Below are 26,212 nucleotides of genomic sequence, written 5' to 3' on the forward strand. Positions count from 1 at the left end.
CGGGCGCAAAGGTCGGGACCGGGCCGGGCCGGGTCAAGCGCGGACGCCGCCCGGAAGCGATCCGCGCCTTCGTTTCGCGCCCGGCGTGGCCCGGCTGCACCGGCCGCCGGGTCGAACGGTCAGCGGACCGTGGCGATGCCGTCGGCGGTGGCGGAGGTGCTGACGTTCTGGCGCAGATCCGCCTCGCCGAGCGTCTTCAGCTCCAGGCGCAGCAGCACGGTCTGATTGCGCTCGCGCACGCCGATCGCGGTGGCGATGGGCGAGACGATGTAGTTGAGCGAGACCGTGGTGCACTCGTCCTGATAGCCGCCGCCGAGGCTCATGCCGGAGAGGTAGGCCTTGCCCGGATTGCTGTAGACCGGCGACAGGCCGACCGGGTTGGCGAGGTAGGCGGTGTAGTAGTCGGCGAAGGTGTCGCGCGTGTCGAGGTAGTGGGTGAAGTCGACGAGCGCCGAGCCGGTGACGAACCAGTTCGGGGTGATGCGGTAGGTGGCCGACGCCGTCACGCCCTCGCGGCGATGCGGGAAGCCCAGGGCCGGCTGCGCCTCGTAGGTGGAGTAGAACAGCGAGGTCTCGAGCGGCAGGAACGGCGAGAACCGCGCGGTCACGCCGGCCTCGAACCGGTTCACCGCGAAGTCGCGCTGGTCGAAGCGGGCGCGGGCGATGAAGCTGATGTTCTGGTTCGGCGAGAGCTGGAAGCGGCTGACGAAGTCCGAGCGGCGGTTCTCCAGGCCGGAATCGAGGCCGACATTGGCGAGATCGCCGCGGCGGAACGAGTTCACGCCGGCGATCTGGATCGACTCGCCGAACATCAGGTTGGCGTACCAGCCGGTCGGGGTCACGACGGAGTATTGCGCGCCGAGATTGGCCCGCACGCCGCCCTCGACCCGGTCGTAGCCCGAAAACTTGTCCCACTCGAACAGGGAGGTGTCGTCGAAGACGAGGCTCTGCGCGTCCTCGTTGGGCAGGCGACCGATCCGGGTCTCGGAGGGCCGGGCGATCACCTGGGCGATCGGCTCCAGGGTGTGGACGCCGAGCGCGCCGAAATCGGCGACGAAGGGATAGCGATAGTCGAGGCCGATCGCCGGCATGATGCGGCCGGAGAAGCCCTCGTCGACGGTGGTGATGTTGTTCACCAGCGCGTTCTGGAAGCCCGAGCGGCTCGGGTTCACGAAGAAGGCGTCGGTGCGCAGGTAGGTAAACGGCGTGAAGACCTGCCCGAAATCGTCGATGAAGCTGCGCCGCCAGGAGACCTGGGCCGAGAGCCGCGTGTCGACGCCGCCCAAGCCCCGCACGATGCAGCGGTCGCGCACGAAGGTGGTGCAGGTCTCGTAGAGCGGGTAGCTGACGCCGTTCACGCTCGGGGCGAACAGGTAGCTGCCGGTGCGCGGGATGCCCTGGAAGTCGGTCGCCTCGCGCGAGAGGCTGGTGACGTTGGCCTCGAACCGCACCTCGCCGCCGATCGGCTGCGGCCCGTCGATGCGCTTGTCGTAGTCGATCACCGGCAGGACGACCGGCTGCTCCTTCTGCCAGTCGAAGCTCGACAGGGCCTTGAAGTAGTAGCCGCGCGCCTCGAACCACGAGCGGTCGCCCTGACCGATCAGGTAGGCGGTCGAGACCGCCTCGCGGAAATAATCGGTGGTGATGTTCTGGTTGCGGATGCGGTAATTGTCGAGGAACCACTTGTCGGTCACGCCGACGAGGTCCCAGCCCGTGCGCCAGTGCTCGTTGATGAAGAAGCGCCCGCGCGACTCCACCGAGCCGCGGAACTCGCGGTCGGCGGCCCCCAGCGGTCCCGGGAGGAAGGCCGAGGGCGTCGTCTGGAAGATGCCCGACAGGCGAAGATTGTAGCTGCCGTTGTCGATCCGCTGGCGGAACTCGGCCTGGCCCAGCACGCCCTGGCGCGAGACGAAGGCGGGCGAGAGCGTCAGGTCGTAGCTCGGATCGAGGTTGATGAAGAACGGCGTCGCCACGCCGGTGCCGATCGCCGTCGAGGTGATGAAGCGCGGCGTCAGGAAGCCGGTCTTGCGCTTCACCGTCGGGTCGGCGGACTCGAAATAGGGCAGGTAGGCGACCGGGATGCCACCGAGTTCGAGGGTCGAATCCTCGTAACTGATGGTGTGGGTCTCATTGTTGTGGATGATCTTGGCCGCCTTGATCTGCCAGAGCGGCGGCGTCTCCGGATGGTCCTTGCACGGCTCGCAGGCGGTGTAGGTGGCGTAGTCGAAGCTCGATTGCTCGCCCGCGATTCGCTCCGCCCGCGGGGCGGAGATGCGGGTGCGCACCGTCTCGCCCTTGAGCTGGACGGTCTGCTGGATGCGCAGCGCGTCGACGAAGCCGTTCTTGAAGTCGTCGGTCAGCTCCATCCGCTCGCCGGTGACCAGGGCCCCGGTCTCGTCGGTGAGGCGGACATTGCCCTCCGCGAAGACTCGGCTCGTGCCGCGGTCGTAGCGCACCCGGTCGGCCTGGAGCGTGCGGGCGCCGTAATGCAGCTCGGCATTGCCCCGCGCGGTCACGGTGTTGCGGTCGTTGTCGTAGATCAGCTCGTCGGCCTCGACGAGCAGGCGCTGGGGCTGACCGTCCTTGCCCTTGCCGTCCTTGGGGCCGGCGAGCCTTTCGAGTCCGGCCTGGGCATGGGCGCGCGGCGCGGCGAGCCCGAAGGCTGCCGTCAGCAGTGCGGCCATGGAGACCGTGATCGCGATGTCGGCGACCTTACGCAACGCGTCCCTCGAACCCTGTGCAGCCCCCTGCACGACGACCACAACCGAACCCGTCCCCACCCGGAGCACCGCGCATCAGCCGTCCTCCTGGTAGAGAAGCGTGAGCGTACCGAGCAAACTCCCTACCACGGCCGGGAACCATGCCGCCACTGTCGGCGCGACCATCCCCGACGCGCCCAGCCCCTCCATCACCTGCCGCGCGACGTAGAGAACGAAGCCGGCGCTCACCCCGCCGAGCACGAGTTTCCCGACGCCACCAAAGCGGAAGAACCTTAAGGAAACCGTTGCCGCCACGAGGACCATCGCGAGGTAGAGCAGGGGCGTTGCCAGCAGCACATCGTACTGGAGGCGGTAGCGCGTGGCATCCAGGCCGGCCCGCTCGTGGCGCGCGATGGTCTCGGGAAGTTGCCAGAAGGGCACAGATTCCGGGGGTGTGAAGCGCTGGCGGATCTGGCTCGGATCGAGCGTCGAGGCGACGAGGTAGACCTCGTGGCTCTCGGGCGGTTCATCGCGCGTGAGAACGCGCACATCGCGCAACTCCCACCAGCCGTCGTGCAGGGTCGCCCGCGCCGCCTCGACCTGCGCGGTGAAGATGCCCGCGTCGTCGAACTGGAAGACGGTGACGCCGGCGAGCGTCGTCGTGCCCTCGACCGCCGTCTCGGCGCGGATGATCGCCTGCCCGTCCACGCTGCGCTGGCGCAGCCACAGGTCCTTGCCGGTGCCGGCCTTGGTCGATTTGGCGAAGATCTTCGCCTCGATCTCGCTGGAGCGCTGCTTGAGCGCCGCGGAGAGCGGGTTGTAGGCGCCGATCGCCAGGGCGCCGATCGCCAGCGCCACGAAGGCGCCGGGCTGGAGGAACTGCCACGCCGAGATGCCGGCGGCCCGCGCCACCACGAGTTCGAGCTTGCGCGAGAGCTGGAGCAGGGCGGCCATGGAGCCGAACAGCACCGCGAAGGGCAGCACGCTCTCGGCGACCGCGGGCGTGCGGTAGAGGGCGAGCTGCGCCATCAGACCGGGCGAGGCGCCCTCCGCGTCGCCCGCGCGCCGCAGCAGCTCGACGAAGTCGAGGGTGTAGACCAGGGCGAAGACGGTGAGGAACACGCCGAGGATGGTGCGCACGAAGCGCCACGCGAAGTAGCGGCCGAGGGTCGCGCCGATCAGCATCGCGGTGGCCTCAGGCGCGCCCGGCCAGGGGGCGCCGCCGCACGGCCCCCGCGAGCCGCCGCCCGAACCGGCCGAGCCCCTCGTTCAAGGCCCGCACCCGGGCGCCGCCGAAGATCACGAGGCAGGAAAGGGCGATCGCCCCGAGCGGCGCGGCGTAGATCGCCACAACCGCGCCGGGGCTGCGCACGGCGGCGCTGCTCGCGGCGAAGCCCGCGATGCGCAAGCCCACGACGCCGAGCACCGCCCCGGCCACGGCGAAGCCACGGCCCTGGCGCGTGGTGCGCGGGTCGCCGAGCGCGGCGAACGCGATGAAGGCGAGCGCCAGGGGGTAGAGCCAAGCGGAGAGCCGGTCGTGGAGTTCGGCCCGGAAGCGGCCCTTCTGCAGGCGGTAATAGCCCTCGCCGGTATCGGGGAAGAGCAGGGCGAGGGTCGAGCGCTCGCGCGGCTTGTAGACCGTCTCCGCGTCCGGGGGCGTGAAGGCGGCGAGATCGACGGCGTAGCGCTCGTAGCTCACGATCGAGGAATCGCGGCTGTCCTTCTGCTGGCGGTGGATGCTCCCCTTCTCGAGGACGAGGTAGGTCTGCCCGTCGACCTCGGTCACGCGCCCGCGCTCGGCGAGGTAGACCACCGCCTTGCCGGCCTCGCGCTTGTCCTGGATGAACAGGCCCTGGAGCGAGCCGTCGGCGCCGCGCTCGCGGAAATGGAAGGTGATGCCGTTGTCGAGCGCGGTGAACTGGCCCTCCTTGACCACGTTGGCGACGAAGTCGCCGCGCACCCGGGTCAGCACGTCGCGCAGCTCCTGGAACGAGGAGGGCATCACCTGGATCGTCAGGAAGGCGACGACGAGGCTGACGGCGAGCGCGAGCGTCGCGAAGGGCCGCAGCAGCTGGCGCGGCGGCATGCCGGCGGCCGACATCACGATGAGCTCAGAATCGCCGTTGAGCTTGTTCAGCGCGTAGACGCAGGCGATGAACAGCGCGACCGGCGCGATCACCGTGATCAGGGTCGGCAGCGACAGGGCGGTGATGAACAGGAAGACGAGGAGCGTCTGCCCCTTGGCCGTGACGAGGTCGAGTTCGCGCAGGGCCTGCGTCACCCAGATCGTGCCGGTGAGGCCGATCAGGCAGGTGAGGAAGGCCCCGAGCGCGATCCTGAATATATAGCGCTCGATCTGCGTCATCCGCGCCTTCCGCCCCTCGAACCCCTTCCTCGCCACAGCTCACGGCGCCGCGCATTCTCGCCGGTCGCGGCGATCAGGCCAAGCTGTCCCGTAAACGATCCTCGAACGAAGCCTCTCGGGGCGCCCGGATTGAGGCCGTTTCGCGGCGCAGGCGAGCATGCGACGGGATAGCCCGCGAAGGGGACACCGGCGCGACCCGCGCTCGGATCGGGGGAGAGGACGCCGCGCCGCCGCCTCGCGGTCGGCCGCGAGAAAGCCTGTCCGGCGACCACGCCGCCCCTGCGATGGAATACTGCTTCCCATTCTACGACCTCGTTGTAACCTATGCGAATTGCGCGCGCTCCTTCATTCTCGGCCCGGGCGTTCTCGCGTCCGGGGCGAGGGGGAAAGATGTCGTGGAGCCGGGCCGCCCTGGGTGCGGCCGCCTGCCTGAGCATGACCGTGGCGATCGCGCGGGCGGCACCGGCGACGAGTGCCGGCGAGCAGGTCGGCCTCACGGCCGGCTATCCCCTGCCGATCGGCGTCGTCATCGCGGTCGATACCTTCACCGCCGGCCGGGCCGACCGGCCGAACGCCCCGGACGTGATGGGCAACATCCCGTTCGTGGTCTGGGCCTCGCCCTACAAGCTCTTCGGTGGGCAGATCCAACCGGTGGTCTCGTTCCCGACCGCCCTCATCGGCACGCGCAACCCCGCGCCGCTGCCGAACCGCGACGTCAGCGCGATGTACAACCCGCTGCTCGCGAGCGCCCTGGCCTGGGATCTCGGGAACGGCCTCGGTGTCTCCTATCTGCTCGGCGCCTACCTGCCGGTGAGCGACCGCGGCTCGCTCGGCCTCGGCCTCGACGGCACGCCGCTCTTGCCGCAGGCCGCCTCGGCGACCCTCCGCCAGAGCTTCGCGGCGACCTATGTCGGCGACGGCCGCTACAATCTCACGGCGTCGCTCTCCTACGGCCTGACCCTGGACCCGCGCGCCCGCTTCGGCGGCGCCGTCGGCCGGTCGCTCGGGCCGATCGGCCAAGCGGACGGGCTCGGCCTCGACCTGACGCTGGTCAAAAGGTTCGGGAGGTTCGAAATCGGCCCAGTCGCCTACGGCTCCCTCGACCTCGCGGTGGACCGCCGCGATCCGCTCTACCGCACCTATCAGAAGACCGGGCAATTCGCCGCCGGCGCCCTTGTCGGCTACAGCTTCGACCGCTTCATCGTGCAGGTCTATCTCGCCCGCGACATCGTCGCCCGCCAGACGCGCACCCGCGGTGGCCAAGTGCAGGACAATGAGGAGACCCGCGGCTGGTTTCGCCTCGCCGTGCCGCTCGCCGCACCGAGCGCAGGCCAGGCCGCGGAGGCGGGGTCGAGGTCGCTCGTGTCGAAGGACTGAGCGAAGAACGCTCGGGATCGACGGCACTCGCAGCTCGAAGGCATCTCGGCCGGATCGCGCGCCCGCCTGTCGTGTCTCACTCCGAAGCCTCCCGCTTCCACCCATCGTGGCCGGGTACGTCGATGTCCTGCCACTCAGTCTCGATCGACGTACAGCGAATGCGGGCACGCATGTTCCCCGATTTTCGCTCGTTACGCGCGTCTATGAATTGCCGAACCAAGAGACCATCGCCCGCCCAGTGAACGAATGTCTCGATCTTACGATATTCTCTGAAGAATCCATAACTGAATTTATGCCTTGATTCGTCAATATATGTGCGTTCTATTGCAAACCCATTGGGATAGGATATTTCGATGAAGCAATCTTTTATGGGCAAAAACCCTTCCTTCAACGACTCGACCTCTAGGAACGATACAGCATAATCCCCCCGAGACCTCGGCACCCTGGAGACAGAGTCGACTTTCCAATTCGCGGTCTTGATGGAGGATTTCTGCGGCAATATTTTATCGATATTTGCAACAAAGGCAGAAATTCCAGCGACCAGGGCCGCAATACCCGCGACGATCGCCGTTAACTTTTTCCAGGCGGACCCGATCACTGTAACATCCCACGCAGTCATACAATTGAAACGCGCTTTTTACACGATCTACGCCTGAACGGCACGGGCGCTGTCGCATCCCCGGCGCAGGGACGTCGTCCAGACACTGCACGGCATCAAGCGGCCTCGCTTGCGCACGCCGTCGCCTTACCGATTGCACCGGGCCCGCGTCGCGATGTCCTCACCACGCGCCCCGCCGCGAAGCCCGTACGGGGCGGGCTTCGCGACAGCGCCCCGCGTTGCGTTCTGCGTCTCACCGGGTACACAGGTTCGCCGGCTGTCGCGGAGCCCGCGGCAGGCCGCCGGAACGCGGGTGGAAAGCGAAGAGCATCATGGCCGGTGGGATCGAAATCGCCTTTGAGCCGCTGTCGTCGCGCGGCCCGGGCGGCGACGTCGTCGTATTCGTCGGCGACGACCTCGCCCTGTCGGGGGCTGCGGCCGAGATCCTGGGTCGGCAAGGCGCCGAACTGGTCGCCCGCGCCGCGGGAAGCGAGCGCTTCAAGGGCAAGGCGCAGAGCGCGCTGGTCCTCCCGGCCCCGTCGGGCGTGGACGCCGACCGGCTCGTGGTGATCGGCCTCGGCTCCGAGAAGGACCGCGCCAAGACCGACTGGACCGTGCTCGGCGGCTTCACCGCGGGCAAGGTCGGCGCGCGCGAGAGCCGGATCGTGCTCGACTGGCCGGGATTTGCCGGCAGCGCCCGCGATGTGGCCGACTTCACCCTCGGCGCGCGCCTGCGCCACTACCGCTTCGACCAGTACAAGACCAAGAAGAAGGACGAGGACGAGGCGGGGACCGCGCTGACCCTGCTCGTCGCCGACCCGTCCGCGGCGCGGGCCGCCGCGGGGGCGGCCGAGGCCGTGGCCGGCGGCGTGATGCTGGCCCGCAACCTCGTCAACGAGCCGCCGAACGTCCTCTATCCGGAGGAATATGCCCGCCGCGTCTCCGAGCTGACGCGACTCGGCGTCGAGGTCGAGATCCTCGACGTGGCGCGGATGCGGGAGCTCGGCATGGGCGCCCTGCTCGCGGTGGCCCAGGGCTCGGCCCGCGAGCCGCGGGTGGTGATCATGCGCTGGAACGGCGCGGACGACGCCTCCGAGCCGCCGCTGGCGCTGATCGGCAAGGGCGTGGTGTTCGATTCCGGCGGCATCTCGATCAAGTCGGCCGGCGGCATGGAGGACATGAAGGGCGACATGGGCGGCTCGGCCGCGGTCGTCGGCACCCTGCACGCGCTGGCCTCGCGCAAGGCCAAGGCGAACGTGATCGGCGCCATCGGCATCGTCGAGAACATGCCCGACGGCAATTCCTACCGTCCCTCCGACATCGTCACCTCGCTCTCGGGGCAGACCATCGAGGTCATCAACACTGACGCGGAAGGGCGTCTCGTCCTCGCCGACGTGCTCTGGCATGTCCAGGCGACCTACAAGCCCAAGGCGATGATCGATCTGGCCACGCTGACCGGCGCGATCATCGTGGCGCTCGGCCAGGACATCGCCGGCCTGTTCTCCAACGACGACGCGCTCTCGGCGCAGATCACCGCGGCCGGCGAAGCGGCGGGCGAGAAGGTGTGGCGGATGCCGCTGATCCCGGCCTACGACAAGGCGATCGACTCGAAGTTCGCCGACATGAAGAACACCGGCGGGCGCCACGGCGGCGCGGCGACGGCGGCCGCCTTCCTCAAGCGCTACGTCAACGACGTGCCCTGGGCCCATCTCGACATCGCAGGCGTGGCGATGGCCTCCACCCCCTCCGAGATCAACCGGAGCTGGGGCGCGGGCTGGGGCGTGCGCCTGCTCGACCGGCTCGTGCGCGAACATTACGAGCAGTGAGCCGGGCCGACGCGCTCCCCGCCGGAGCCCTCGCCGGTCCGGCGGGCACGCCGCGCCGGGAGCGCGGCGCCGACCGGGGTGCCTGGGCGATCGCCGCGGCGCCGCTCCTGGCGGCGCTCACCGCCCTGTTCGCCGTCTTCCTCACCGGCTTCGACGGACGCAGCGCGATGCCGCCGGACGTGGCGGCACGCTTCTACGGCTTCTTCCTCGACCGCTACCCGCTCTTCGCCTTCGCGCTGGTCTACGGACTCGTGCGCATCCTGGCCGCGATGCTGGCGCCGGGCCCCGCCTCGGTGGCCCGTCGCCTCGTCGGCGGATGCATCGGCCTCGCTCTGGTGCTGGGGTTAAGCCTGCACCCGACCTTCGGCGGCCTCGTGCTGCGGGCAGGTTTCGGCACCGGCAGCGGCGCCTTCCTCAACGGCACGCCGATGGCGATCGCCTACACTTTGGGGGCGGGCGCCGCCGCCGGCCTGTTCGGGCTGGCCACGGGGCTCGGCGCGCGCCTCGCCGGCCGGCCGGGTCCGGCGCTCGGCGGCGGCCGCTGGCGCCGGGTGGGGCGGGCGCTGCGCGGATGGATCGCGGGCTTCCTCGCCCTGTGGTTCGCCGCGGCCGTGATCGGGCTCGCCCGCGACGCCGGGTTCGGCCCCTGGCCGCGCCGGCCGCTCGATGCCCGCGACCTCGTCGTCGCCGCGGGGCTGCTGACGCTCGCCGCGCTGCCGCACGTCGTGCTCGTGGCCGCGCGTCGTCGGCCGTCGCGGCGGCCGGGCTGAGCGCAACACAATGCGGGCGATGTCTCCGGCCGGGCGGCCCGGTATGGGTTGATCGAACGCGCCGGAAACGCTTAAGCCTCAACGGGAAGCGGCGGTGCCGGCACGAGGCCGGCCCCCATAAGCCGCGTGCCACAGGGCAGGAGGGACGAGGATGGCGCAGGACCGGAGCGCGGAGCGCCCTTGGCTGGCTGCCTATCCCCCCGGCATTCCCGCCGACATCGACGCCGACTCGGTCGGCACCGTGGTCGATCTGTTCGACCGCAGCGTGCTGCGCTTCGCCGAGCGCCCGGCGATCACCTGCTTCGGCGCGAGCCTGCGCTACCGCGAGGTCGGCGCCGCGGCCCAGGCGGTGGCGGCGTGGCTCGCCGCCAACGGCTACGGCAAGAGCCGCGGGGAGATGAGCCGCGGGGAGATGAGCCGCGAGACGGGCGCCGACGGAATCGGCGACCGCGTCGCGGTGATGATGCCCAACGTCCCGGCCTGCCCGGTCACGCTGCTCGGCGTGCTGGTGGCGGGCTGCACCGTGGTCAACGTCAATCCGCTCTACACCCCGCGGGAGCTCGCCGCGCAGATCAACGATTCCGGCGCCCGCGTCCTGTTCGTGCTGGAGAATTTCTGCCGCACGGTCGAGCAGGCGCTGCCGCAGATGCCGGGCCTGGAGCGGATCGTCGTGGCCGGGCCCGGCGACCTGCTCGGGCTGAAGGGCCGGATCGTCGATCTCGTCTCGCGGCGGGTGAAGCGGGCGGTGCCGCCCTACGCCCTGCCGGCCGGGCGCACCCTGCGGTTCGAGGCGGTGGTGCGGGCCGGCCGCGGCCTCAAGCGCCCCGCGGTGGCGATCGAGCCCGGCGACGTCGCCTTCCTGCAATATACCGGCGGCACCACCGGCATCGCCAAGGCGGCGATGCTGACCCACCGCAACGTCATGGCCAATGTCGAGCAGAGCCGGGCGTGGTTCCGCGGCTCGGCGGAGGACGGGGACGGGCGCGTCGCGGTGACGGCGCTGCCACTCTACCACATCTTCGCGCTCACCGCCTGCTTCCTGTTCTTCTTCCGGCTCGGCGGCTGCTGCCTGCTGATCCCCAATCCGCGCGACCTCGACGGCTTCGTGAAGACCCTGAGCCGCACCCGGTTCACCAACTTCGCCGGCGTCAACACGCTGTTCAACGCGCTGAACAACCACCCGAAGATCGGCACGGTCGATTTCTCGAAGGTGGAGTACGTGGTCGGCGGCGGCATGGCGGTGCAGTCGGCGGTGGCCGCCCGCTGGAAGGCGATCACCGGCCAGACCATCCTCGAAGGCTACGGCCTGTCGGAGACCTCGCCGGTGGTCAGCGTCAACCCGCTCGGGCTCGCCGACTGGACCGGGACGATCGGCTATCCGCTGCCCTCGACCGAGGTGACGATCCGCGCCGAGGACGGCACGGTGCTGCCCTTCGGCGTGCCGGGCGAACTCTGCGTGCGCGGGCCCCAGGTGATGGCCGGCTACTGGAACCGCCCCGAGGAGACGCGGGCGGCGATGACCGCCGACGGCTTCTTCCGCACCGGCGACGTGGCGGTGATGACGCCCGACGGCCAGATCCGCATCGTCGACCGGATGAAGGACATGATCCTCGTCTCCGGCTTCAACGTGTACCCCAACGAGGTCGAGGACGTGCTCGCCACCCATCCGGCTGTGGTCGAGTGCGCGGTGGTCGGCGCGCCCTGCGGCGAGAGCGGCGAGATGGTCGTCGCCCACGTGGTGCTGCGCGATCCTTCCGTGGAGCCGGACACGCTCCGGGCGCATGCCCGCGCCAGCCTCACCGGCTACAAGGTGCCCCGCCGGATCGTGCTGCACGAGACGCTGCCCAAGACTAATGTCGGCAAGGTGCTGCGCCGGGCGCTGCGGGAGGAGGGCACGCCGACGCAGGGGTGAGCGGCGGCCCGCTGTCCGGATGTCGAAGCGTGACCGAGCGGATGTCCGGGCGCCGATGGTTCCGTTCGAGTGCTCCCCCCGGAGCGCATCCCGAGGGGGCGGCGGCCGGCTCGTCGGAAGAACGCGCGCCGGAACAGCGACCGGGAGACGCCGGCCCGAGAAAGTCAGGTCGGATACGGCTCTGACGCGCCCGGTCGTCCGGCCGGTCACGCACCTGCGACGCCGTGGCCGATCATGTCGCCCGGCACGATGATCCTGTCGTACTGCTCCTCCGTGACCTCGCCCGACTTGAGGGCGGCCTCCCGCAAGGTCGAGCCGCTGGCCTGAGCCTCCTCGGCGATCTTCGCCGCGGCCTGATAGCCGATCACCGGCGAGAGCGCGGTGACGAGCATCAGGTTGTTCTCCATGTAAGCCTTGATCCGGTCCCGATCGATCTCCGTTTCCTCGACCGAATACGTGCGGAACTTCTCGCAGCCGTCGGCGAGGATCGTCGCCGAGTGGAGGACGTTGTTGATGATGATCGGCCGCATGGCGTTCAGCTCGAAATTGCCCTGCGAGCCGGCGAAGGCGGTGGCGGTGTCCTCGCCGATCACCTGGATTGCGATCATCACCATCGCCTCGCACTGCGTCGGGTTGACCTTGCCCAGCATGATCGAGGAGCCCGGCTCGTTGGCCGGCAGCTTGAGTTCGCCGAGCCCGCAGCGCGGGCCGGACCCGAGCCAGCGCATGTCGTTGGCGATCTTCATCAGCGCCACCGCCGCCCCCCGCAGCGCGGCGGAGGCCCGCACCATCGCGTCGAGCGAGCCCTGCGCCATGAACTTGTTGGGCGCGGTGACGAAGGGCTTGCCGGTCAGCTCGGCGATCTTGGCCGCGACGTTGCGCGAGAAGCCCTCCGGCGCGTTGAGCCCGGTGCCGACGGCGGTGCCGCCGATGGCAAGCGCGTAGAGCCCCTCCCGCGCGCGCTCGATCTCGGCCTGCGCGGCGCGCAGCTGCGCGGCCCAGCCCGACCACTCCTGGCCGACCGAGAGCGGCGTCGCATCCTCCAGATGGGTGCGCCCGACCTTGACCACGTCCATCCAGCGGTTGGCCTTCGCCTCGATCGCCGTGGCGAGCCTGGACAGTTCGGGCAGAAGGCGCTCGTCGAGCAGCGTCACCGCCGCCACGTGCATCGCGGTGGGGAAGCTGTCGTTGGAGGACTGGCCCATATTGACGTCGTCGTTCGGCCCCACCGGCTGCTGGCTGCCGAGCGTGCCGCCCAGCAGCTGGATCGCCCGGTTCGACAGCACCTCGTTGACGTTCATGTTCGACTGAGTGCCCGAGCCGGTCTGCCAGACGAAGAGCGGGAAATGCGCGTCGAGCGCCCCCGAGATCGCCTCGTCGGCGGCGCGCCCGATGGCCTCGGCCTTCCATTGCGGCAGGCGGCCGGCCTCGGCATTCACCAGCGCCGCCGCCTTCTTGACGGTGCCGTAGGCGCAGTAGACCGCCTTCGGCATCCGGTCGCCGCCGATGGAGAAGTGCTTGAGCGAGCGCTGCGTCTGCGCCCCCCAGTAGCGGTCGGCGGGCACCGCGACGGTGCCCATGGAGTCGAACTCCTCGCGGGTGCCCTCGGCATCGAGGCCGACGGGCACGTCCCGCATCGTCGGATGGCCCTTGCCGCCGTCCCGCTTGTCCGTCCTGCTCATGGCGGCCTCAGTATTCCGGCGTGTAGCTGAGCGCTTCGATGAAGGCCCGGATGTCCGTGGGGCGCTTCACGGTGGCGAGGCCGCGCTCGAAGATCGATTCGGCCACCCGCGTCGCCGTCGTCCGTTCCGTCTCGAGGATGTTGTTCTGGCGCGGGAACAGCATGCCCTTGTCGCGGTCGGCCTGGCTGACCTGATCGGCCGTGGCGCGCGCCGCCTCGATGAACATCGCGTCGTCGATCCGCTTCGGCTTCGTGGCCTGGACCGCAAGCCCGATCGCCGGGAAGATGTAGAAGTTGTTGGCCTGTCCCGGATGGAAGGTCTTTCCGTCCAGCGTCACGTCGGGGAACTGCACGCCGCAGGCGACGAGGGCCTTGCCGTCCGTCCATTCATAGGCCTGCTCGGGCGTGCATTCCGCCTTCTCGGTGGGGTTCGACAGCGGGAAGATCACCGGCCGCTCGCAGGTCCTGGCCATGGTCCTCACCACCGCCTCGGTGAAGAGGCCGCCGACCGTCGAGACGCCGATCAGGATCGTCGGGCGGATCTGCTTCACCGCGTCCGTGAGATCCTCGGTCGGCTTCCAGTCGTGCGCGAACGGCTTCTGCGACGCGTTGAGGTCCTTGCGGCCCTTCTCGATCAGGCCGCCGATGTCGAACAGGGCGATGCGCGCCCGCGCCTCGCCCTCGCTCAGGCCCTCGCCCCGCATCGCCTCGACGATCATGTCGGCGATGCCGGTGCCGGCCGAGCCCGCCCCCGCGAACAGGATGCGCTGGTCGGCGAGCGCCTCCCCCTTGATCTGGAGGGCGGTGACGATGCCCGCGAGCGCGACGCTCGCCGTGCCCTGGATATCGTCGTTGTAGACGAGGTACTTGTCCCTGTAGCGCTCCAGCAGCCGGATCGCGTCGTCGCCCTTCCAATCCTCGAAATGCACGCAGACGCCGGGGAACACCGCGTTGGCCGCCTTCATGAAGGCATCGACGATCGCGTCCACCGCGTCGGGCTCCGGCGGCTCCTCGCGCAGCCCGGTATAGAGCGCGTCGGCGCGGAGCGCCGCGTTGGTGGTGCCGATGTCGAGATGGATCGGCAGCAGGCCCTCGGGCGGCACGCCGGCGCAGGCGGTGTAGAGCTGGAGCTTGCCGATCGGGATTGGCGCGCCGTTGGCGCCGATGTCGCCGAGGCCGAGGATGCGTCCGCCGGAGGAGATGCAGATGAAGCGCACCTCCTTCACCGGCCAGTTGCGCAGAACCTCCTCGAAGCGCCCCTTCATGTGCCGGTTGAGGTACATGCCCTGCGGCCGGCGATAGATGTGCCCGTAGGTGAGGCAGGCCTCGGCGATGGTCGGATCGTAGACGATCGGCACGAAGCGCGCCGGATCGGACATCACGGTTGCGTAGAACAGCGTCTGATTGCTGTTGCTGAGCTCCTGAAGGTAGATGAAGCGCTCGATGTCGTTCGGCTTGGCGCCGAGATGGCCGAGCACCCGCTCGACCTGTCGATCCAGGGTTTCGACGGCGGTGGGGAGCAGGCCTTCGAGACCGAGAGACGCGCGCTCCTCCTGGGTGAACGCGGTTCCTTTGTGCATCGAGGTGTTCACTCCGCCCACTCCCTTGGCTGCGACGTTCCGGAAGACGAATTCCGGCACCCCAATAGTTCACGGCCGACTTGGTTGCCGCGCAATGACTGTTTTATTGATATGTAACAAGCACGCGCGGCATGAATACTGAATTGCCCTGAGGATTTATATTTTTGATATCGCTATAGCCACGATATATGAAGCATTATGGTGCCAGAAGCCGGCAAATTCGCTCGGTTCGATGAGGCGCCCCCCTGCATCGGAAGCCCCCCTGCGTCGACTGATCACGTCATTGAACAAAAACGTCTTTTTGACTGGGAACGGTCGTGCCGGACCGTCCGATCAGGTTCCTGAACGCAGCAAAATTCGCCCCTCCGCTCGAACCCGCCGCACCATTGTGCAGTGCGGAACCGGGCCCGGCAGCGATCATTGCCCCTGGACGAGGAGGTGATCGATGGCGGAAGTCCACGCGTTCTTCGATCGGCTGATCGGCTGGATCGTTCAGTGGCCCTGGTGGCTCGCGAGCCCGATCCTGATCGCCGGCTGCTGCGCGCTGGTGCTGCCCCTGCACGGGGTGGCCTATCGCTTCGCGCAGAGGGCCGCGAGCGGGAAGAGCCTGTTCTGGCGCTCGCTGGTCTCGCGCACCCGGGGGCCGAGCCGGCTCGCCCTGCTGGTCGTGGCCCTGGCGCTCGCGGTCTCGACCGCGCCCCTGACCTGGGAGATCCGGCTCGTCCTCAATCAGGTGCTGCTCGTCGCCTTCGTGACGCTCGCGGGCTGGACCTGCGCCACGGCGATCCACATCGCGACCGTGATCTACCTGCGCCGGTTCAAGCTCGACGCGGAAGACAACCTGCTCGCCCGCAAGCACTTCACCCAGATGCGGATCCTTGAGCGGGCGGCCCTGACCATGGTGGCCATCGTCACCGCGGCGATCGCGCTGATGACCTTCGAGCCGGTGCGGCAATACGGGGTCAGCCTGCTCGCCTCGGCGGGGGCCGCCGGGCTGATCCTCGGGCTGGCGATGCAGCCGGTGCTCTCCAACCTCGTGGCGGGCATCCAGATCGCCATCACCCAGCCGATCCGGATCGAGGACGCGATCATCGTCGAGAACGAGTGGGGCTGGGTCGAGGAGATCACCGCCACCTACGTGGTGGTGCGGCTGTGGGACTGGCGCCGGCTCGTGCTGCCGCTGACCTACTTCATCCAGAAGCCGTTCCAGAACTGGACCCGCGAGGGCGCTTCCCTGATCGGTTCCGTGTTCCTCTACGTCGACCACCGGGCGCCGATCGAGGCGATGCGCAGCGAACTCCGGCGGATCGCGGCGGCGTCGCAGCTGTGGGACGGCAACGTGGTCAACCTGCAGGTCTCGGATGCGCGGGAGGGCGTGATCGAGCTTCGGATGCTGGTGAGCGCCCGCAACGCCCCCCAGACCTGGGACCTGCGCTGCGAGGTGCGCGAGAAGATGATCGGCTTCCTGCAGAAGGAGCATCCCTCCGCCCTGCCGCGCCAGCGGGCCGAATGGGTCGAGACCGATCCGCCCGAGCCCGACCGGCGGACCGCGCCCCGGGCCGGCAACGAGCCCGGCATCCGCGGCGAACGCCCGATCCGCAGCGATCCCCGCGCCGCGGCGGCCTGAACCGGTCGCGACAGCGGAAACGAAAAGGACCCGGTGCGGTCGATCCGCACCGGGTCCTGTCTCATCGGTTCGGGAGAGACCGGCTCAGCAGCTCGCGTGGCCGCACTGGCGCACGTCGCTGATGGTCTTGCGCATCGGCTCGACGCCGACCGCGCCGGGCAGGATCTCGTCGCCGATGACGAAGGCGGGGGTGCCCGACAGGCTGAGCTTGTCGCCGAGGCCGACATTCTCGGTGAGCGCGGCCTTCACCTCCGGTCCCTGCGCGTCCCGCTTCAGGCGCTCCACGTCGGCACCGAACTCACGCGCCACCGCGATCGCCCGCTCGCCGTTGATGCGGCCCTTGGTCTCAAGCAGCTTGGCGTGGAAGTCGAACATCTTCTCGGGCTTGAGCTGCAGCTTGGCCGCCAGCGCGATCCGGCTCGCCTCCAGTGATTCGGCGCCGAGCACGGGGAAGTCCTTCAGCACCACCCGCAGTTTCGGATCCGACTTGATCAGGGTCTGCACGTCGGTGAAGGCCTTGCGGCAATAGCCGCAATTGTAGTCGAAGAACTCGACCAGGGTGACGTCGCCGTTCGGGTTGCCGGCGACGATGCCGTGGGGCGAGTTGGTCAGCGCCTCGCGCGATTCCTTCAGTGCGGCGGCCTGGGCGAGCTTCTGCGTCTCCTGGGCGCGGCGCTCGCCCTCGGCGATCGCCTCCTGCAGCACGTCGGGATTCTTGACGAGATAATCCTTGACGATCCCCTCGATCGCCTTGCGCTGGGCGTCGGTGAAGGGGGCAGCCTCCTCCGCGCGGGCGCCTGCGGCCGTGCCGAGCGCGAGACTGCCGACGAGGGCGAGGGCGGAAACGGAGCGGAACAGCGTCATCGATACCTCGAAATACGTGTCGGGACGAATGCCCGGCCGGAACGGTCGACACCGATCGACGAGGCATTCCGACCGGCCCCGCGCGACGGAACTATGGCACAGCGCGACCGCCGCGCCGATGCAAAACTGATCTCGGCGGGTGCCGCGCCCCGAAAGGCCGACGTCTGGTCGTGCGCCCGCGCTGCGGCGATTTCGCGGCACATGCACTCACTTTAAAATTCCACCGGAAATCGTATCATATTATCGTTTCGCTAAATGATGCAGGGCAGCCTCTTGTTTGGCCGCGGCAAAGCCGGAACGGGCGAAACGGGGAGCACAATGTGATCGTCGTGGTGAGCGACCGCCCGGATCGGAGCCAGTCACTGGTCGATGCCGTGCGCGCCGTCGCCGAATGCCGGGTCGTGGGCACCGAGGAGACCTGGGATCGGATCGGCCCCCTGCGCGGCGTGATTGCAGACATTACCCTGAGCCGCCCCGAGGCCAAGCGCTGCCTGCGCCTGCTGACGAGCCGGCCCTCGCGCTCCCGTGCGCCCCTGATCTGCCTGACCCGCGGCAGCAGTCAATCCGCCTTCACCGAGGCGCGCAATCTCGGCGCCACGCTCTGCCTGTCGGCTTTGGCCGAGCCGCGCATGGTGGTGGGCTCTCTGGTCCGGGAGGTCTGGCCGGAGAAGTCGGTGGCCGACCTCGTCATCACCCGCGAGGCCGAGCGGGCCGGCACGCTGATGACCAACCTGTTCGCCTCCGCCCAGGCCGGCGCCGTCGACATGTCGAACGTGGAGGAGGGCGTCGACCCGGTGCTCGGAGCGATCCAGGAGGGCGGCCTGTCGCGCTGGCTCGACGAGGTCTGGGCGCATGACGACGTGACCTTCCAGCATTGCCTCCTGGTCTCCGGCGTCGTCGCGGCCTTCGCCCAGAATCTGGGTCTGTCCGCCGCGGACAAGAAGCTCATGACCCGGGCCGCCCTCGTGCACGACGTGGGCAAGTCGCGCATCCCCCACGCGATCCTCAACAAGCCCGGCCGCCTCGACGACGACGAGCGGGCGGTGATGCAGACCCATGCGCCGATCGGCCACGAGATCCTGTCCGCATCGGGCGGTTGCGACCCGGTGACGCTCGCGGTGACGCGCCATCACCACGAGATGCTCGACGGGTCGGGCTATCCGGACAAGCTGTGCGCCAGCGAGATCGGCGATCCGGTGCGCCTGCTGACGATCTGCGACATCTACGCCGCCCTGATCGAGCGGCGTCCCTACAAGGCACCGATGTCGAGCCGCGACGCGCTCTCCATCCTGGCGGGCATGGACGGCAGGCTGGAGGGCGGATTGGTGCAGGCGTTCGGCCGGGCGGTCCAAGAGACGCCCTGACGCCGCCTTCGGCTCTCCCACGATAGCGCCGGGCCGATCTCCGCCCTCGACAGGGTCGCCGAGGCTCGGCCGGACGCCGCTCGCCTGATCGGAGGAAACCCGCCGTTGAGCGGGACGCCTTCAGGGTCTACCTGCATCCGGGTCCCGCCTCTCCCCATGAGGAGCCCTGCCTTGAACCCCGATCCCGCCCTCTCGCGCCGCGCGCAGGCCGTCGCGCCCTTCCTGGCGATGGACGTGATGGCCGCGGCCGGCGCCCGCGAGCGCCGCGGGGAGGGCGTCGTCCACATGGAGGTCGGCCAGCCCTCGGCCCCCGCGCCCCGGGCGGTGATCGCGGCGGCGCAGGCCGCCCTCGCCGACGGGCGCATTCCCTATACCGAGGCGCTCGGGCTCCCGCGCCTGCGCGAGCGCATCGCCCGGCACTATGCCGAGACCTACGGCGTGCGCCTCTCCCCGGAGCGGGTGGTGGTGACGACGGGGTCCTCGGCCGGCTTCGTGCTCGCCTTCCTCGCCCTGTTCGACGCGGGCGCGCGGATCGGCGTGCCGCGCCCCGGCTACCCGGCCTATGACGGAATCCTGCGCGCCCTCGACCTGATCCCGCAGCCGCTGACCCTGCGGGCGGAGGACCGCTACGCCCCGACCCCCGCCCTGCTGCGCGCGGTGCACGGCGCGCACAACCTCTCGGGCCTGCTGGTGATGAGCCCGGCCAACCCGTCCGGCACGGTGATCGAGCCGGCCCGCCTCGCCGAGCTCTGCGCCACGGCGCGGTCCCTGGGCCTGCCCTTCATCTCCGACGAGATCTATCACGGCCTCAGCTACGGCGTGCCGACGGCGACCGCCCTGCAGTTCGACGCGGGCGCCGTCGTCATCAATTCGTTCTCCAAGTTCTACTGCATGACCGGCTGGCGGGTCGGCTGGATGGTCGTGCCCGATGCCCTCGTGCGTCCGGTCGAGCGGCTGGCGCAGAACCTCTACATCTCCGCGCCCTATCTCTCGCAGGTCGCGGCGCTGGCCGCCTTCGACACCCTCGACGAGATCGTGCCGATCCGCGACGGTTACGCGGCCAACCGCGCCCTTCTCCTCGACGCGCTGCCGGCCCTCGGCTTCACCGGCATCCATCCGGTGGACGGTGCCTTCTACCTCTACGCCGACATCGCCCGGCTGACGGACGACGCCAGCGCCTTCTGCCGGCGCATGCTCGACGAGGCGGGGGTGGCCGCGACGCCCGGCCTCGACTTCGACCCGGAGGAGGGCGGCCACCACATCCGCTTCTCCTTCGCCGGCTCGCAGGCGGACTGCGCCGAGGCGGTGACGCGGCTGAAGGGCTGGCTGGGCTGAGGCGTCTCAGAGCAGCACCGGCACCGCCAGGAAGGCCCGGCTCTGCCAGGGAGCTCCGGCCGCGGTCGCCCTGAGCGCGCCGCGACGCCCTGCGCCGGGCTCGCGGTTCGGCGGTCCTGAGCGAACACGGCCGGCGGCAGGATCGCGGAGATCAGCCACGAGCAAACCCGCACCGCCCTCCGCTCTCCAGGGGGAAGACCGGAGCGTTACAGCCGGAGCGAGCTGGGTGGGCCAACCGGCTGCGGTGACCGATGGGTCAGGGGCCCAAACCGATCCCGCTTGACCGTGCGAAGAGCGGCTAAGGGTGGCGACCAGCCCCTGTCCCTTTCCCCTCGCAGGGGCCGTTCGGGCTCTCACTCGACTCGGTCGTAGGCGGACGGACCGTGTCGACCCATGTGGGACATCTGGAAAATCGCCCCGGTGTCCATAAAGCGGTTCGAGGGCGGCAGCCGTTCGAGGGCGGCTTCACGTGGGCCATGGGCGTGGTGGGTTCCGTTTCCGGGTCTGCAAAGGCCTGCCGTGCCTATGGGACATCAATTCTCAGGTCGCGGAAAATTTTAATCGCAGCCTGTACAGATTAGCGAAGTCGTCGGCGTACCCTGTAAGGGCTCAACATGGTCAGGGTGACAGATGAGTCTGAGAACCGCCGCCTTCAGTGTCTATGCGCTGCTCATTGCTGCGTCCGCCCCGTTCACCGTCGGAAGTGCCATCGCCGAGTCGGAGGTGACGCACGGGCCACCCCGTGTTCCGTCCGAGATAATCATCTACATCCATCCCGAGGTAACGGATCGGGGTTTTGTCGGTCCGCTCGTCTGCGAACTTGAGAAAGTCTTGGTTGCACCGGTTTCAGCGAAAGACCTTCCGTTGCTACTCGGCTCCGATCTCAAAGCTACACAAACCCAGCTCGACGCTACCCAGATTGCTGATCGGTTCCGACAGGCGACCATGGCCGAAGGCGACAGCTCTGCTTTCAAGCACTTTATTATTGCCCAAGATATTACGGTGCGACCTTATAATTATCTATTTGCATCTACATTTGGAATTGACGGCGAAACCAGCCCACTACAGATTATCTCAACTACTCGAATTGCATCGCGTTACTCGAAACCACCAACGGCCGCGCAAATCGCACTAACGACCCAGCGTCTCTACAAAATAATAATCCGATCGATCGTCCAGAGTACGGGCAATGCGAGTTTGAGTGGATGCGTGATGTCTTTCGCGAACAGCATCGTTGAACACGACCGGAAATCGTCGGATTTTTGTGCCCCTGATCGCGCGCATTTGGTCCATCAGGGCGTGCTGAGGGAACGCGAAATCGATGGTTGCCAAGCCGTCGCACAGGGCAAAAGCCGAGGCCTCATTTCGTTTTTGAGATTAGAATAGTTGGCCGGGAAGTCGTGTCGATCCTTACAAAAATGCCTCTTAAATTTTCAGCCCGCACGCGACATACGGAACTTTCCGACATCTCAGATCACGAATGCGAATGCCTGCTGGCCAAAATTCCAGCGGCCGTCGGCATCTTGGATGAGACCACAGCCCGTTCCGGTCGCAGGCCTCTGATGCACCAGGCAGCCCTCAAGCCGACATTTCTATTTCTCGTATAAGAGAGCGAGCGGGCGCGACCGCATCGTCCGCTTCCTCTCGCTCTCACTCTCGCTCGGAAGCCGACAGGCAGAAAGCCACCTGTTCCAATCGTACTCTCAGGCCCACTATGCGGCCGGAAAGCAGACCTTCCTAGGGTCTGCAAAGGCTCGAAGGCAGCCCTCCGCACGGTTGAGCGGGTTGAGTTTGGACCCGAGGCGTCACCGTCGCTCCACCCGATACAGCATCGGGCCGAGGGGAGCCCCAGCGGCCGAAGGGTAGCCCGACGCCGGCCCCGCAACCGAGCCGACGAGCCGATCGCGGGCATTGTTCGATGAACCGCTTCCCTACGGCGCTGCCACGCCGGATCTCGCCGACGCGGCCCCCGGGCAGGATCTGGATCCGCCATCCGGAGGGGGCGGCCAGAGCGGGATTGATTTCTCAGTTCGCGCTTCGGCCCAGTCCGTGACCGCCTCGGCGATGCTCGCGAGACACCCGCTCCGCCGTCGCGCGCCCGAATCGGGGCGGCCGGTGACCGGAAGTCTCGCGAGCCTTCTCACTCTCCCGTGAGCGCCGCCTTGGTGCGCGACCACCAGCCGGCCCGCTTCGGGCGGTTCGGATCCGGCGGCGTCAGCACCACCGCGACGGGTTCCGGCGCGGGCTCCGGAGCGGCCGCCTCGGTCGCGGCCTCGGCGACGGCCTCCGCGCGGATCGGCTCGGCTTCCGGTGCCGGGGCGACCGGGGGCCGCTCGGCGGCGCTGCCGTTCTCGGCGGCGAGCGAGACGGTGCTCACGTCGGCGTCGCTGACCGGCTCCTCGGGACCGACCGGAAGTGCGTCGGAGGCGGTTTCCTCGGGATGCGCTTCGGACGGGATCTCGTTCGCCTCGGAAGCCTGCTCGGAATCCGGGTCCGTGTCCGAGCGGTCGTTGCGCGCCTCGGTCCGGCCGCGCCCGCGGCCGCCCCGGCGCCCGCGACGGCGGCGGCGTCCATTGCCCTCGGCGTCGTCGCCGGCCTCGGCAGCCTCGGACGCGGTCTCATCACGCTCGGCCCCAGCTTCGACGGCCTCGGCGACCTCGCTCCCGGCCTCGGGCGCATCCTCGCCGTCCTCGACGCCGTCCTCAGAGTCGATCCCGTTCTCGTCGCCGCTCTCGTCGCCGCTCTCGTTCCGCGCGCGGGCCTCGCCCTCACCGGAGGAGCGCCCGCCGCGACGGCGCCGGCGGCGGCGGCGGCGTCCGCCGCCCTCCTCGGATCCTTCGGCGGTGCCCTCCGCGTCGGTCTCCGCCGAGCTCTCGGACGCCGTCTCGGACGCCGTCTCGGACTCTTCGCCCTCCAGGCTCTCGACCAGTTCGTCCTCGAACTCCTCGGCCTCGTAGACCGGCGAGATCGCGACCGCGCGCACGCCCGTGGCCGGGCCGATCTGCTTCACCGCCGGCTCGCCGCGTTCGAGCTGGAAGGCCGAGGTCGCCGTCAGCCGCTCGTCGGCGGAGATGGTGATCGCCACCTGGAAGCGCTGCTCCAGGTCGTAGAGATGCGCCCGCTTCTGGTTGAGGATGTAGAGCGCCACCTCGGTGCGGGTGCGCAGCACGAGGTTGTGGCTCGACGACTTGAGCAGCGCCTCCTCGATCGAGCGCAGGATGTGCAGGGCCACCGAGGAGGTCGCCCGAACGAAGCCCGAGCCGCCGCAATGGGCGCAGGGGATCGAGGAGGATTCGAGCACGCCGGTGCGGATGCGCTGGCGGCTCATCTCCAGCAGGCCGAAGGGCGAGATCCGCCCGACCTGGATGCGCGCCCGGTCGTTCTTGAGCGCCTCGTTGAGCCGCTTCTCGACCGCCCGGTTGTTGCGCTTTTCCTCCATGTCGATGAAGTCGATCACGACGAGGCCGGCCAGGTCGCGCAGGCGCACCTGCCGGGCGACCTCTTCCGCCGCCTCAAGGTTCGTCTTGAGCGCGGTGTCCTCGATGTCGTGCTCGCGGGTCGCGCGGCCCGAGTTCACGTCGATCGAGACCAGCGCCTCGGTCGGGTTGATGACGAGGTAGCCGCCGGAGCGGAGCGCCACGTGGGTCGAGAACATCGCGTCGAGCTGCTGCTCGACGCCGTAGCGGGCGAAGATCGGCGTCGGGTCGCGGTAGGGCTTCACCACCTTCGACTGGCCGGGCATCAGCATCCGCATGAAGTCCTTGGCCTCGCGGTAGGCATCCTCGCCGGAGACCAGAACCTCGTCGAGATCCTTGTTGTAGAGGTCGCGGATCGCCCGCTTGATCAGCGAGCCCTCCTCGTAGACCAGCGCCGGGGCGGTTGAGGACAGCGTCAGCTCGCGCACGCTCTCCCACAGGCGCATCAGGTACTCGAAGTCGCGCTTGATCTCGGGCTTGGTGCGCGAGGCGCCGGCCGTGCGCAGGATGATCCCCATCCCCTCCGGCACGTCGAGATCGGCCACGACCTCCTTCAGGCGCTTGCGGTCGGCGGCCGAGGTGATCTTGCGGGAGATGCCGCCGCCGCGACCGGTATTCGGCATCAGCACCGAGTAGCGGCCGGCGAGCGACAGGTAGGTGGTGAGCGCCGCGCCCTTGGTGCCGCGCTCCTCCTTGACGACCTGGACGAGGATGATCTGGCGGCGCTTGATCACCTCCTGGATCTTGTAGTGGCGGCGATAGGCGCGCGGGCGCTCGGGGATCTCGGCGAGCGCATCGCCCGCGCCGCCGACCTGCGCGACCCGCGCCTCGCCGTCCTCGGATTCCTCGTCCTCTTCCTCGTCGTCCGCATCGTCATCGTCGTCGTCGGACTCGTCGTCATCCGAGTCCTCGTCGTCTTCCTCGTCCTCATCCTCATCGGACTCGTCGTCGGAATCCTCGTCCTCGTCCGTCTCCACGGTCTCGGAGACCGGCGCGGAGGCGGCGACGGGCTGCGGCTCGACGGTCTCGGCAGCCTCCGCGGAATCCGCGGCCTCGACCGGCGGATTGGGGGCCTCGGAGATCGCGGCGATATCGGACGGCTCGACCGTGGCGGTCTGCGTGGCGGCAGCCTCGGCGGATTCGGCGGCAGGCTCGGCCGCCGCGTCGCCCTCGGGCGCGCCGGGGGCCAGCGCCGCTTCGGGCAGGCTCGCGGAGGCGTCGCCGCCGGTCTCGACCGGGGCGGAGGCGCCGTCCGCGGCCGGCTCGGCGCTGGATTCGGGGTTGGACTCGGCGGGTTCGTCGCCCAGGGGCCGCTCCTCGACGAGGGCGGCGCGCACCGCCTCGATCGCCTCCGGCGCCGGCGCGTCGGCGGCCTGGCCCTCGCCGGGGATCGCGTCGTTCTCGGAGACGGTTTCCGCGACCGCCTCCTGCGACTTCACCGTGTCGTCGTGGCGCGAGCCGCGGGCCTCGGCCCGGCGTCCGCGCGAGCGGCGGCCGCGCGGCGGGCGGCGCTCCTCGCGCTCGCGGTGCTCCTCCTCCTCGCGCGCCTCGGCCTCGATCAGCGCGAGGCGGTCGGCCATCGGGATCTGGTAATAGTCGGGATGGATCTCGTTGAAGGCGAGGAAGCCGTGGCGGTTGCCGCCGTACTCAACGAAGGCCGCCTGGAGCGAGGGCTCCACGCGGGTCACCTTGGCGAGATAGATATTGCCCCTCAGAGGGCGGCGGTTGGCCGCCTCGAAATCAAATTCCTCGACCCGTGAGCCTTGCACGGTGACGACCCGGGTCTCCTCCGGATGCGTCGCGTCGATGAGCATCTTGTTGTTGGCCATGACGAACTTTCGACATGGCGGCCGACGTCGTTCTCCTCACGCGTGAGCCGCGCGGTCCCGGCGGGGCCTCCCCCGGCCCTGCGGCCGGTGGGAACAGGGCTCGCGCCGGCCTCGTCGCCGAGGCCGCGGATGGTGCGGGGAGGGGATTGCCGTCAACCGCCTTCTGGCGCCGGGCATCGGCGCGCTGGGGGTTGAACAGGGCCGGGGCGACGGAAGGGGCGAGGCGACGCGAAAACCGCGCGCCTTCGGCACGAGCAGCGGCAACCGATGCTGTGCGTCCTCCCATCCTGATCCGGCCTCGCGAAGATGGTGGGCCGGTTGAGCGGCCCGTACAGATTTCATGGGCGCGACCGCCCCGGAATAATCGGGAGGCCGCGAATACCGTGACACCCGCCCGGATGCCGGGAGGCGCCGACTGACGCTGCCAATTCGAGCGAGGTGGGCGCCGACATGCCCCGGGCGCGCCCGGGGGCCGCCGAAGCGCCAACCCGGGAATGGGGTCGATATCATTACAGAGTGTCGCGGGAGAATTGCAAGGGTTCCGTATGATGGCGCTCGACACTTCGTTACAGGCGCGCGGCGTCGTTCCTGCCGTCTTCGTGAACCGGATGTCGCCCTGCGGGCTTGAAGCAGGCGAACGCCGCCGGCACCGCCGGGCGGCAGGGGAGGGCTTCGCGGTGTCGGCTTCGGAACAATCACTCGCCTCGGTGGCCAGGGACGGGCGCGAGGCCCGCTACCGGGGCGACCCGGCCAGCGCCAACCCGCACCCGGAGGGCTCCGAAGCGCATGCGGTCTGGCGACGGGCCTGGGAGACCCCCGAGGGCGAGGGGGCGGAGCGAGAGTCGCCCGAGCGCCGGACATCCCAAACGCCCCTCTCATCCTGAGGGAAGGGCAGGAGCCCACAGCCAC

At 69.1% G+C, this 26,212-nt stretch carries 17 protein-coding genes; 9 read left to right on the top strand and 8 right to left on the bottom strand.

Annotated features, from left to right (window positions below):
• Positions 1 to 119 precede the first annotated feature (119 nt).
• The 3 genes from MPPM_RS19455 to lptF are packed head-to-tail and all read right to left on the bottom strand — an operon-like array spanning position 120 to position 5,064.
• Positions 120 to 2,762, bottom strand: a complete 2,643-nt coding sequence (locus MPPM_RS19455; RefSeq protein ID WP_096486470.1) for an LPS-assembly protein LptD — start codon at positions 2,760 to 2,762, stop codon at positions 120 to 122.
• A gap of 33 nt (positions 2,763 to 2,795) precedes the next feature.
• On the bottom strand, positions 2,796 to 3,884 hold the full coding sequence (lptG, locus tag MPPM_RS19460; RefSeq protein ID WP_096486471.1) for an LPS export ABC transporter permease LptG: 1,089 nt from the start codon (positions 3,882 to 3,884) through the stop codon (positions 2,796 to 2,798).
• Positions 3,885 to 3,894: 10 nt separating this feature from the next.
• Positions 3,895 to 5,064, bottom strand: a complete 1,170-nt coding sequence (gene lptF, locus MPPM_RS19465; RefSeq protein WP_096486472.1) for an LPS export ABC transporter permease LptF — start codon at positions 5,062 to 5,064, stop codon at positions 3,895 to 3,897.
• 390 nt (positions 5,065 to 5,454) lie between these two features.
• Between lptF and MPPM_RS19470 the strand changes: the two genes are divergently transcribed.
• The gene (locus MPPM_RS19470) at positions 5,455 to 6,441 is read left to right on the top strand and encodes a transporter (protein ID WP_157914213.1); all 987 of its coding nucleotides are present in this window, start codon (positions 5,455 to 5,457) and stop codon (positions 6,439 to 6,441) included.
• A 76-nt stretch (positions 6,442 to 6,517) separates the two neighbouring features.
• Here MPPM_RS19470 and MPPM_RS28080 read toward each other — a convergent pair whose 3' ends face one another.
• Positions 6,518 to 7,039, bottom strand: coding sequence for a hypothetical protein (locus MPPM_RS28080; protein ID WP_157914214.1), 522 nt, complete (start codon positions 7,037 to 7,039; stop codon positions 6,518 to 6,520).
• Positions 7,040 to 7,371: 332 nt separating this feature from the next.
• Between MPPM_RS28080 and MPPM_RS19475 the strand changes: the two genes are divergently transcribed.
• The 3 genes from MPPM_RS19475 to MPPM_RS19485 all read left to right on the top strand — a co-directional run bounded on the left by MPPM_RS19475 (position 7,372) and on the right by MPPM_RS19485 (position 11,547).
• Positions 7,372 to 8,865 carry a leucyl aminopeptidase gene (locus MPPM_RS19475; protein WP_096486474.1) on the top strand — a complete coding sequence of 498 codons (1,494 nt, stop codon included), beginning with the start codon at positions 7,372 to 7,374 and terminating at the stop codon, positions 8,863 to 8,865.
• Positions 8,862 to 9,635, top strand: a complete 774-nt coding sequence (locus MPPM_RS19480; RefSeq protein ID WP_096486475.1) for a hypothetical protein — start codon at positions 8,862 to 8,864, stop codon at positions 9,633 to 9,635. The genes MPPM_RS19475 and MPPM_RS19480 overlap by 4 nt, the downstream gene beginning before the upstream one ends.
• 151 nt (positions 9,636 to 9,786) lie before the next feature.
• The gene (locus tag MPPM_RS19485) at positions 9,787 to 11,547 is read left to right on the top strand and encodes an AMP-binding protein (protein ID WP_096486476.1); all 1,761 of its coding nucleotides are present in this window, start codon (positions 9,787 to 9,789) and stop codon (positions 11,545 to 11,547) included.
• 206 nt (positions 11,548 to 11,753) lie between these two features.
• Here the strand turns inward: MPPM_RS19485 and fumC are convergent, their stop codons facing one another.
• Both fumC and MPPM_RS19495 read right to left on the bottom strand, forming a co-directional pair.
• Complete coding sequence (gene fumC / locus MPPM_RS19490) at positions 11,754 to 13,229, bottom strand: class II fumarate hydratase (protein ID WP_096486477.1); 1,476 nt, start codon at positions 13,227 to 13,229, stop codon at positions 11,754 to 11,756.
• Positions 13,230 to 13,236: 7 nt separating this feature from the next.
• Positions 13,237 to 14,808 carry an NAD-dependent malic enzyme gene (locus tag MPPM_RS19495; protein WP_173807928.1) on the bottom strand — a complete coding sequence of 524 codons (1,572 nt, stop codon included), beginning with the start codon at positions 14,806 to 14,808 and terminating at the stop codon, positions 13,237 to 13,239.
• A gap of 445 nt (positions 14,809 to 15,253) precedes the next feature.
• Between MPPM_RS19495 and MPPM_RS19500 the strand changes: the two genes are divergently transcribed.
• Positions 15,254 to 16,435 carry a mechanosensitive ion channel family protein gene (locus MPPM_RS19500; protein WP_096486479.1) on the top strand — a complete coding sequence of 394 codons (1,182 nt, stop codon included), beginning with the start codon at positions 15,254 to 15,256 and terminating at the stop codon, positions 16,433 to 16,435.
• An 84-nt stretch (positions 16,436 to 16,519) separates the two neighbouring features.
• Here MPPM_RS19500 and MPPM_RS19505 read toward each other — a convergent pair whose 3' ends face one another.
• Positions 16,520 to 17,299: a DsbA family protein gene (locus MPPM_RS19505; protein ID WP_096486480.1), complete on the bottom strand. Its 780-nt coding sequence runs from the start codon at positions 17,297 to 17,299 to the stop codon at positions 16,520 to 16,522.
• Positions 17,300 to 17,619: 320 nt separating this feature from the next.
• Between MPPM_RS19505 and MPPM_RS19510 the strand changes: the two genes are divergently transcribed.
• The 3 genes from MPPM_RS19510 to MPPM_RS28085 all read left to right on the top strand — a co-directional run bounded on the left by MPPM_RS19510 (position 17,620) and on the right by MPPM_RS28085 (position 21,384).
• Complete coding sequence (locus tag MPPM_RS19510) at positions 17,620 to 18,663, top strand: HD-GYP domain-containing protein (protein ID WP_096486481.1); 1,044 nt, start codon at positions 17,620 to 17,622, stop codon at positions 18,661 to 18,663.
• A 171-nt stretch (positions 18,664 to 18,834) separates the two neighbouring features.
• On the top strand, positions 18,835 to 19,998 hold the full coding sequence (locus MPPM_RS19515; RefSeq protein WP_096486482.1) for a pyridoxal phosphate-dependent aminotransferase: 1,164 nt from the start codon (positions 18,835 to 18,837) through the stop codon (positions 19,996 to 19,998).
• Positions 19,999 to 20,628: 630 nt separating this feature from the next.
• Complete coding sequence (locus tag MPPM_RS28085; protein ID WP_157914215.1) at positions 20,629 to 21,384, top strand: hypothetical protein; 756 nt, start codon at positions 20,629 to 20,631, stop codon at positions 21,382 to 21,384.
• Between the two features lie 754 nt (positions 21,385 to 22,138).
• Here MPPM_RS28085 and MPPM_RS19520 read toward each other — a convergent pair.
• Positions 22,139 to 25,303, bottom strand: a complete 3,165-nt coding sequence (locus tag MPPM_RS19520; RefSeq protein ID WP_096486483.1) for a ribonuclease E/G — start codon at positions 25,301 to 25,303, stop codon at positions 22,139 to 22,141.
• 545 nt (positions 25,304 to 25,848) lie between these two features.
• On the opposite strand from MPPM_RS19520, the gene MPPM_RS28990 reads away from it, so the two are divergent.
• A complete protein-coding gene (locus MPPM_RS28990) occupies positions 25,849 to 26,187 on the top strand; it encodes a hypothetical protein (RefSeq protein ID WP_244573358.1) in 339 nt (112 codons plus the stop codon).
• Positions 26,188 to 26,212 lie beyond the last annotated feature (25 nt).

Origin of the sequence: Methylorubrum populi (assembly GCF_002355515.1) — a bacterium.
In the GTDB taxonomy this organism is placed as follows: domain Bacteria; phylum Pseudomonadota; class Alphaproteobacteria; order Rhizobiales; family Beijerinckiaceae; genus Methylobacterium; species Methylobacterium populi_A.

Excerpts from the sequence above, each read along its gene's own strand:
- lptG (WP_096486471.1), bottom strand. The coding sequence starts at position 3,884 with ATGCTGATCGGCGCGACCCTCGGCCGCTACTTCGCGTGGCGCTTCGTG.
- lptF (WP_096486472.1), bottom strand. The coding sequence starts at position 5,064 with ATGACGCAGATCGAGCGCTATATATTCAGGATCGCGCTCGGGGCCTTC.
- MPPM_RS19470 (WP_157914213.1), top strand. The coding sequence starts at position 5,455 with ATGTCGTGGAGCCGGGCCGCCCTGGGTGCGGCCGCCTGCCTGAGCATG.
- MPPM_RS19475 (WP_096486474.1), top strand. The coding sequence starts at position 7,372 with ATGGCCGGTGGGATCGAAATCGCCTTTGAGCCGCTGTCGTCGCGCGGC.
- MPPM_RS19485 (WP_096486476.1), top strand. The coding sequence starts at position 9,787 with ATGGCGCAGGACCGGAGCGCGGAGCGCCCTTGGCTGGCTGCCTATCCC.
- fumC (WP_096486477.1), bottom strand. The coding sequence starts at position 13,229 with ATGAGCAGGACGGACAAGCGGGACGGCGGCAAGGGCCATCCGACGATG.
- MPPM_RS19495 (WP_173807928.1), bottom strand. The coding sequence starts at position 14,808 with ATGCACAAAGGAACCGCGTTCACCCAGGAGGAGCGCGCGTCTCTCGGT.
- MPPM_RS19500 (WP_096486479.1), top strand. The coding sequence starts at position 15,254 with ATGGCGGAAGTCCACGCGTTCTTCGATCGGCTGATCGGCTGGATCGTT.
- MPPM_RS19505 (WP_096486480.1), bottom strand. The coding sequence starts at position 17,299 with ATGACGCTGTTCCGCTCCGTTTCCGCCCTCGCCCTCGTCGGCAGTCTC.
- MPPM_RS28085 (WP_157914215.1), top strand. The coding sequence starts at position 20,629 with ATGAGTCTGAGAACCGCCGCCTTCAGTGTCTATGCGCTGCTCATTGCT.
- MPPM_RS19520 (WP_096486483.1), bottom strand. The coding sequence starts at position 25,303 with ATGGCCAACAACAAGATGCTCATCGACGCGACGCATCCGGAGGAGACC.
- MPPM_RS28990 (WP_244573358.1), top strand. The coding sequence starts at position 25,849 with ATGATGGCGCTCGACACTTCGTTACAGGCGCGCGGCGTCGTTCCTGCC.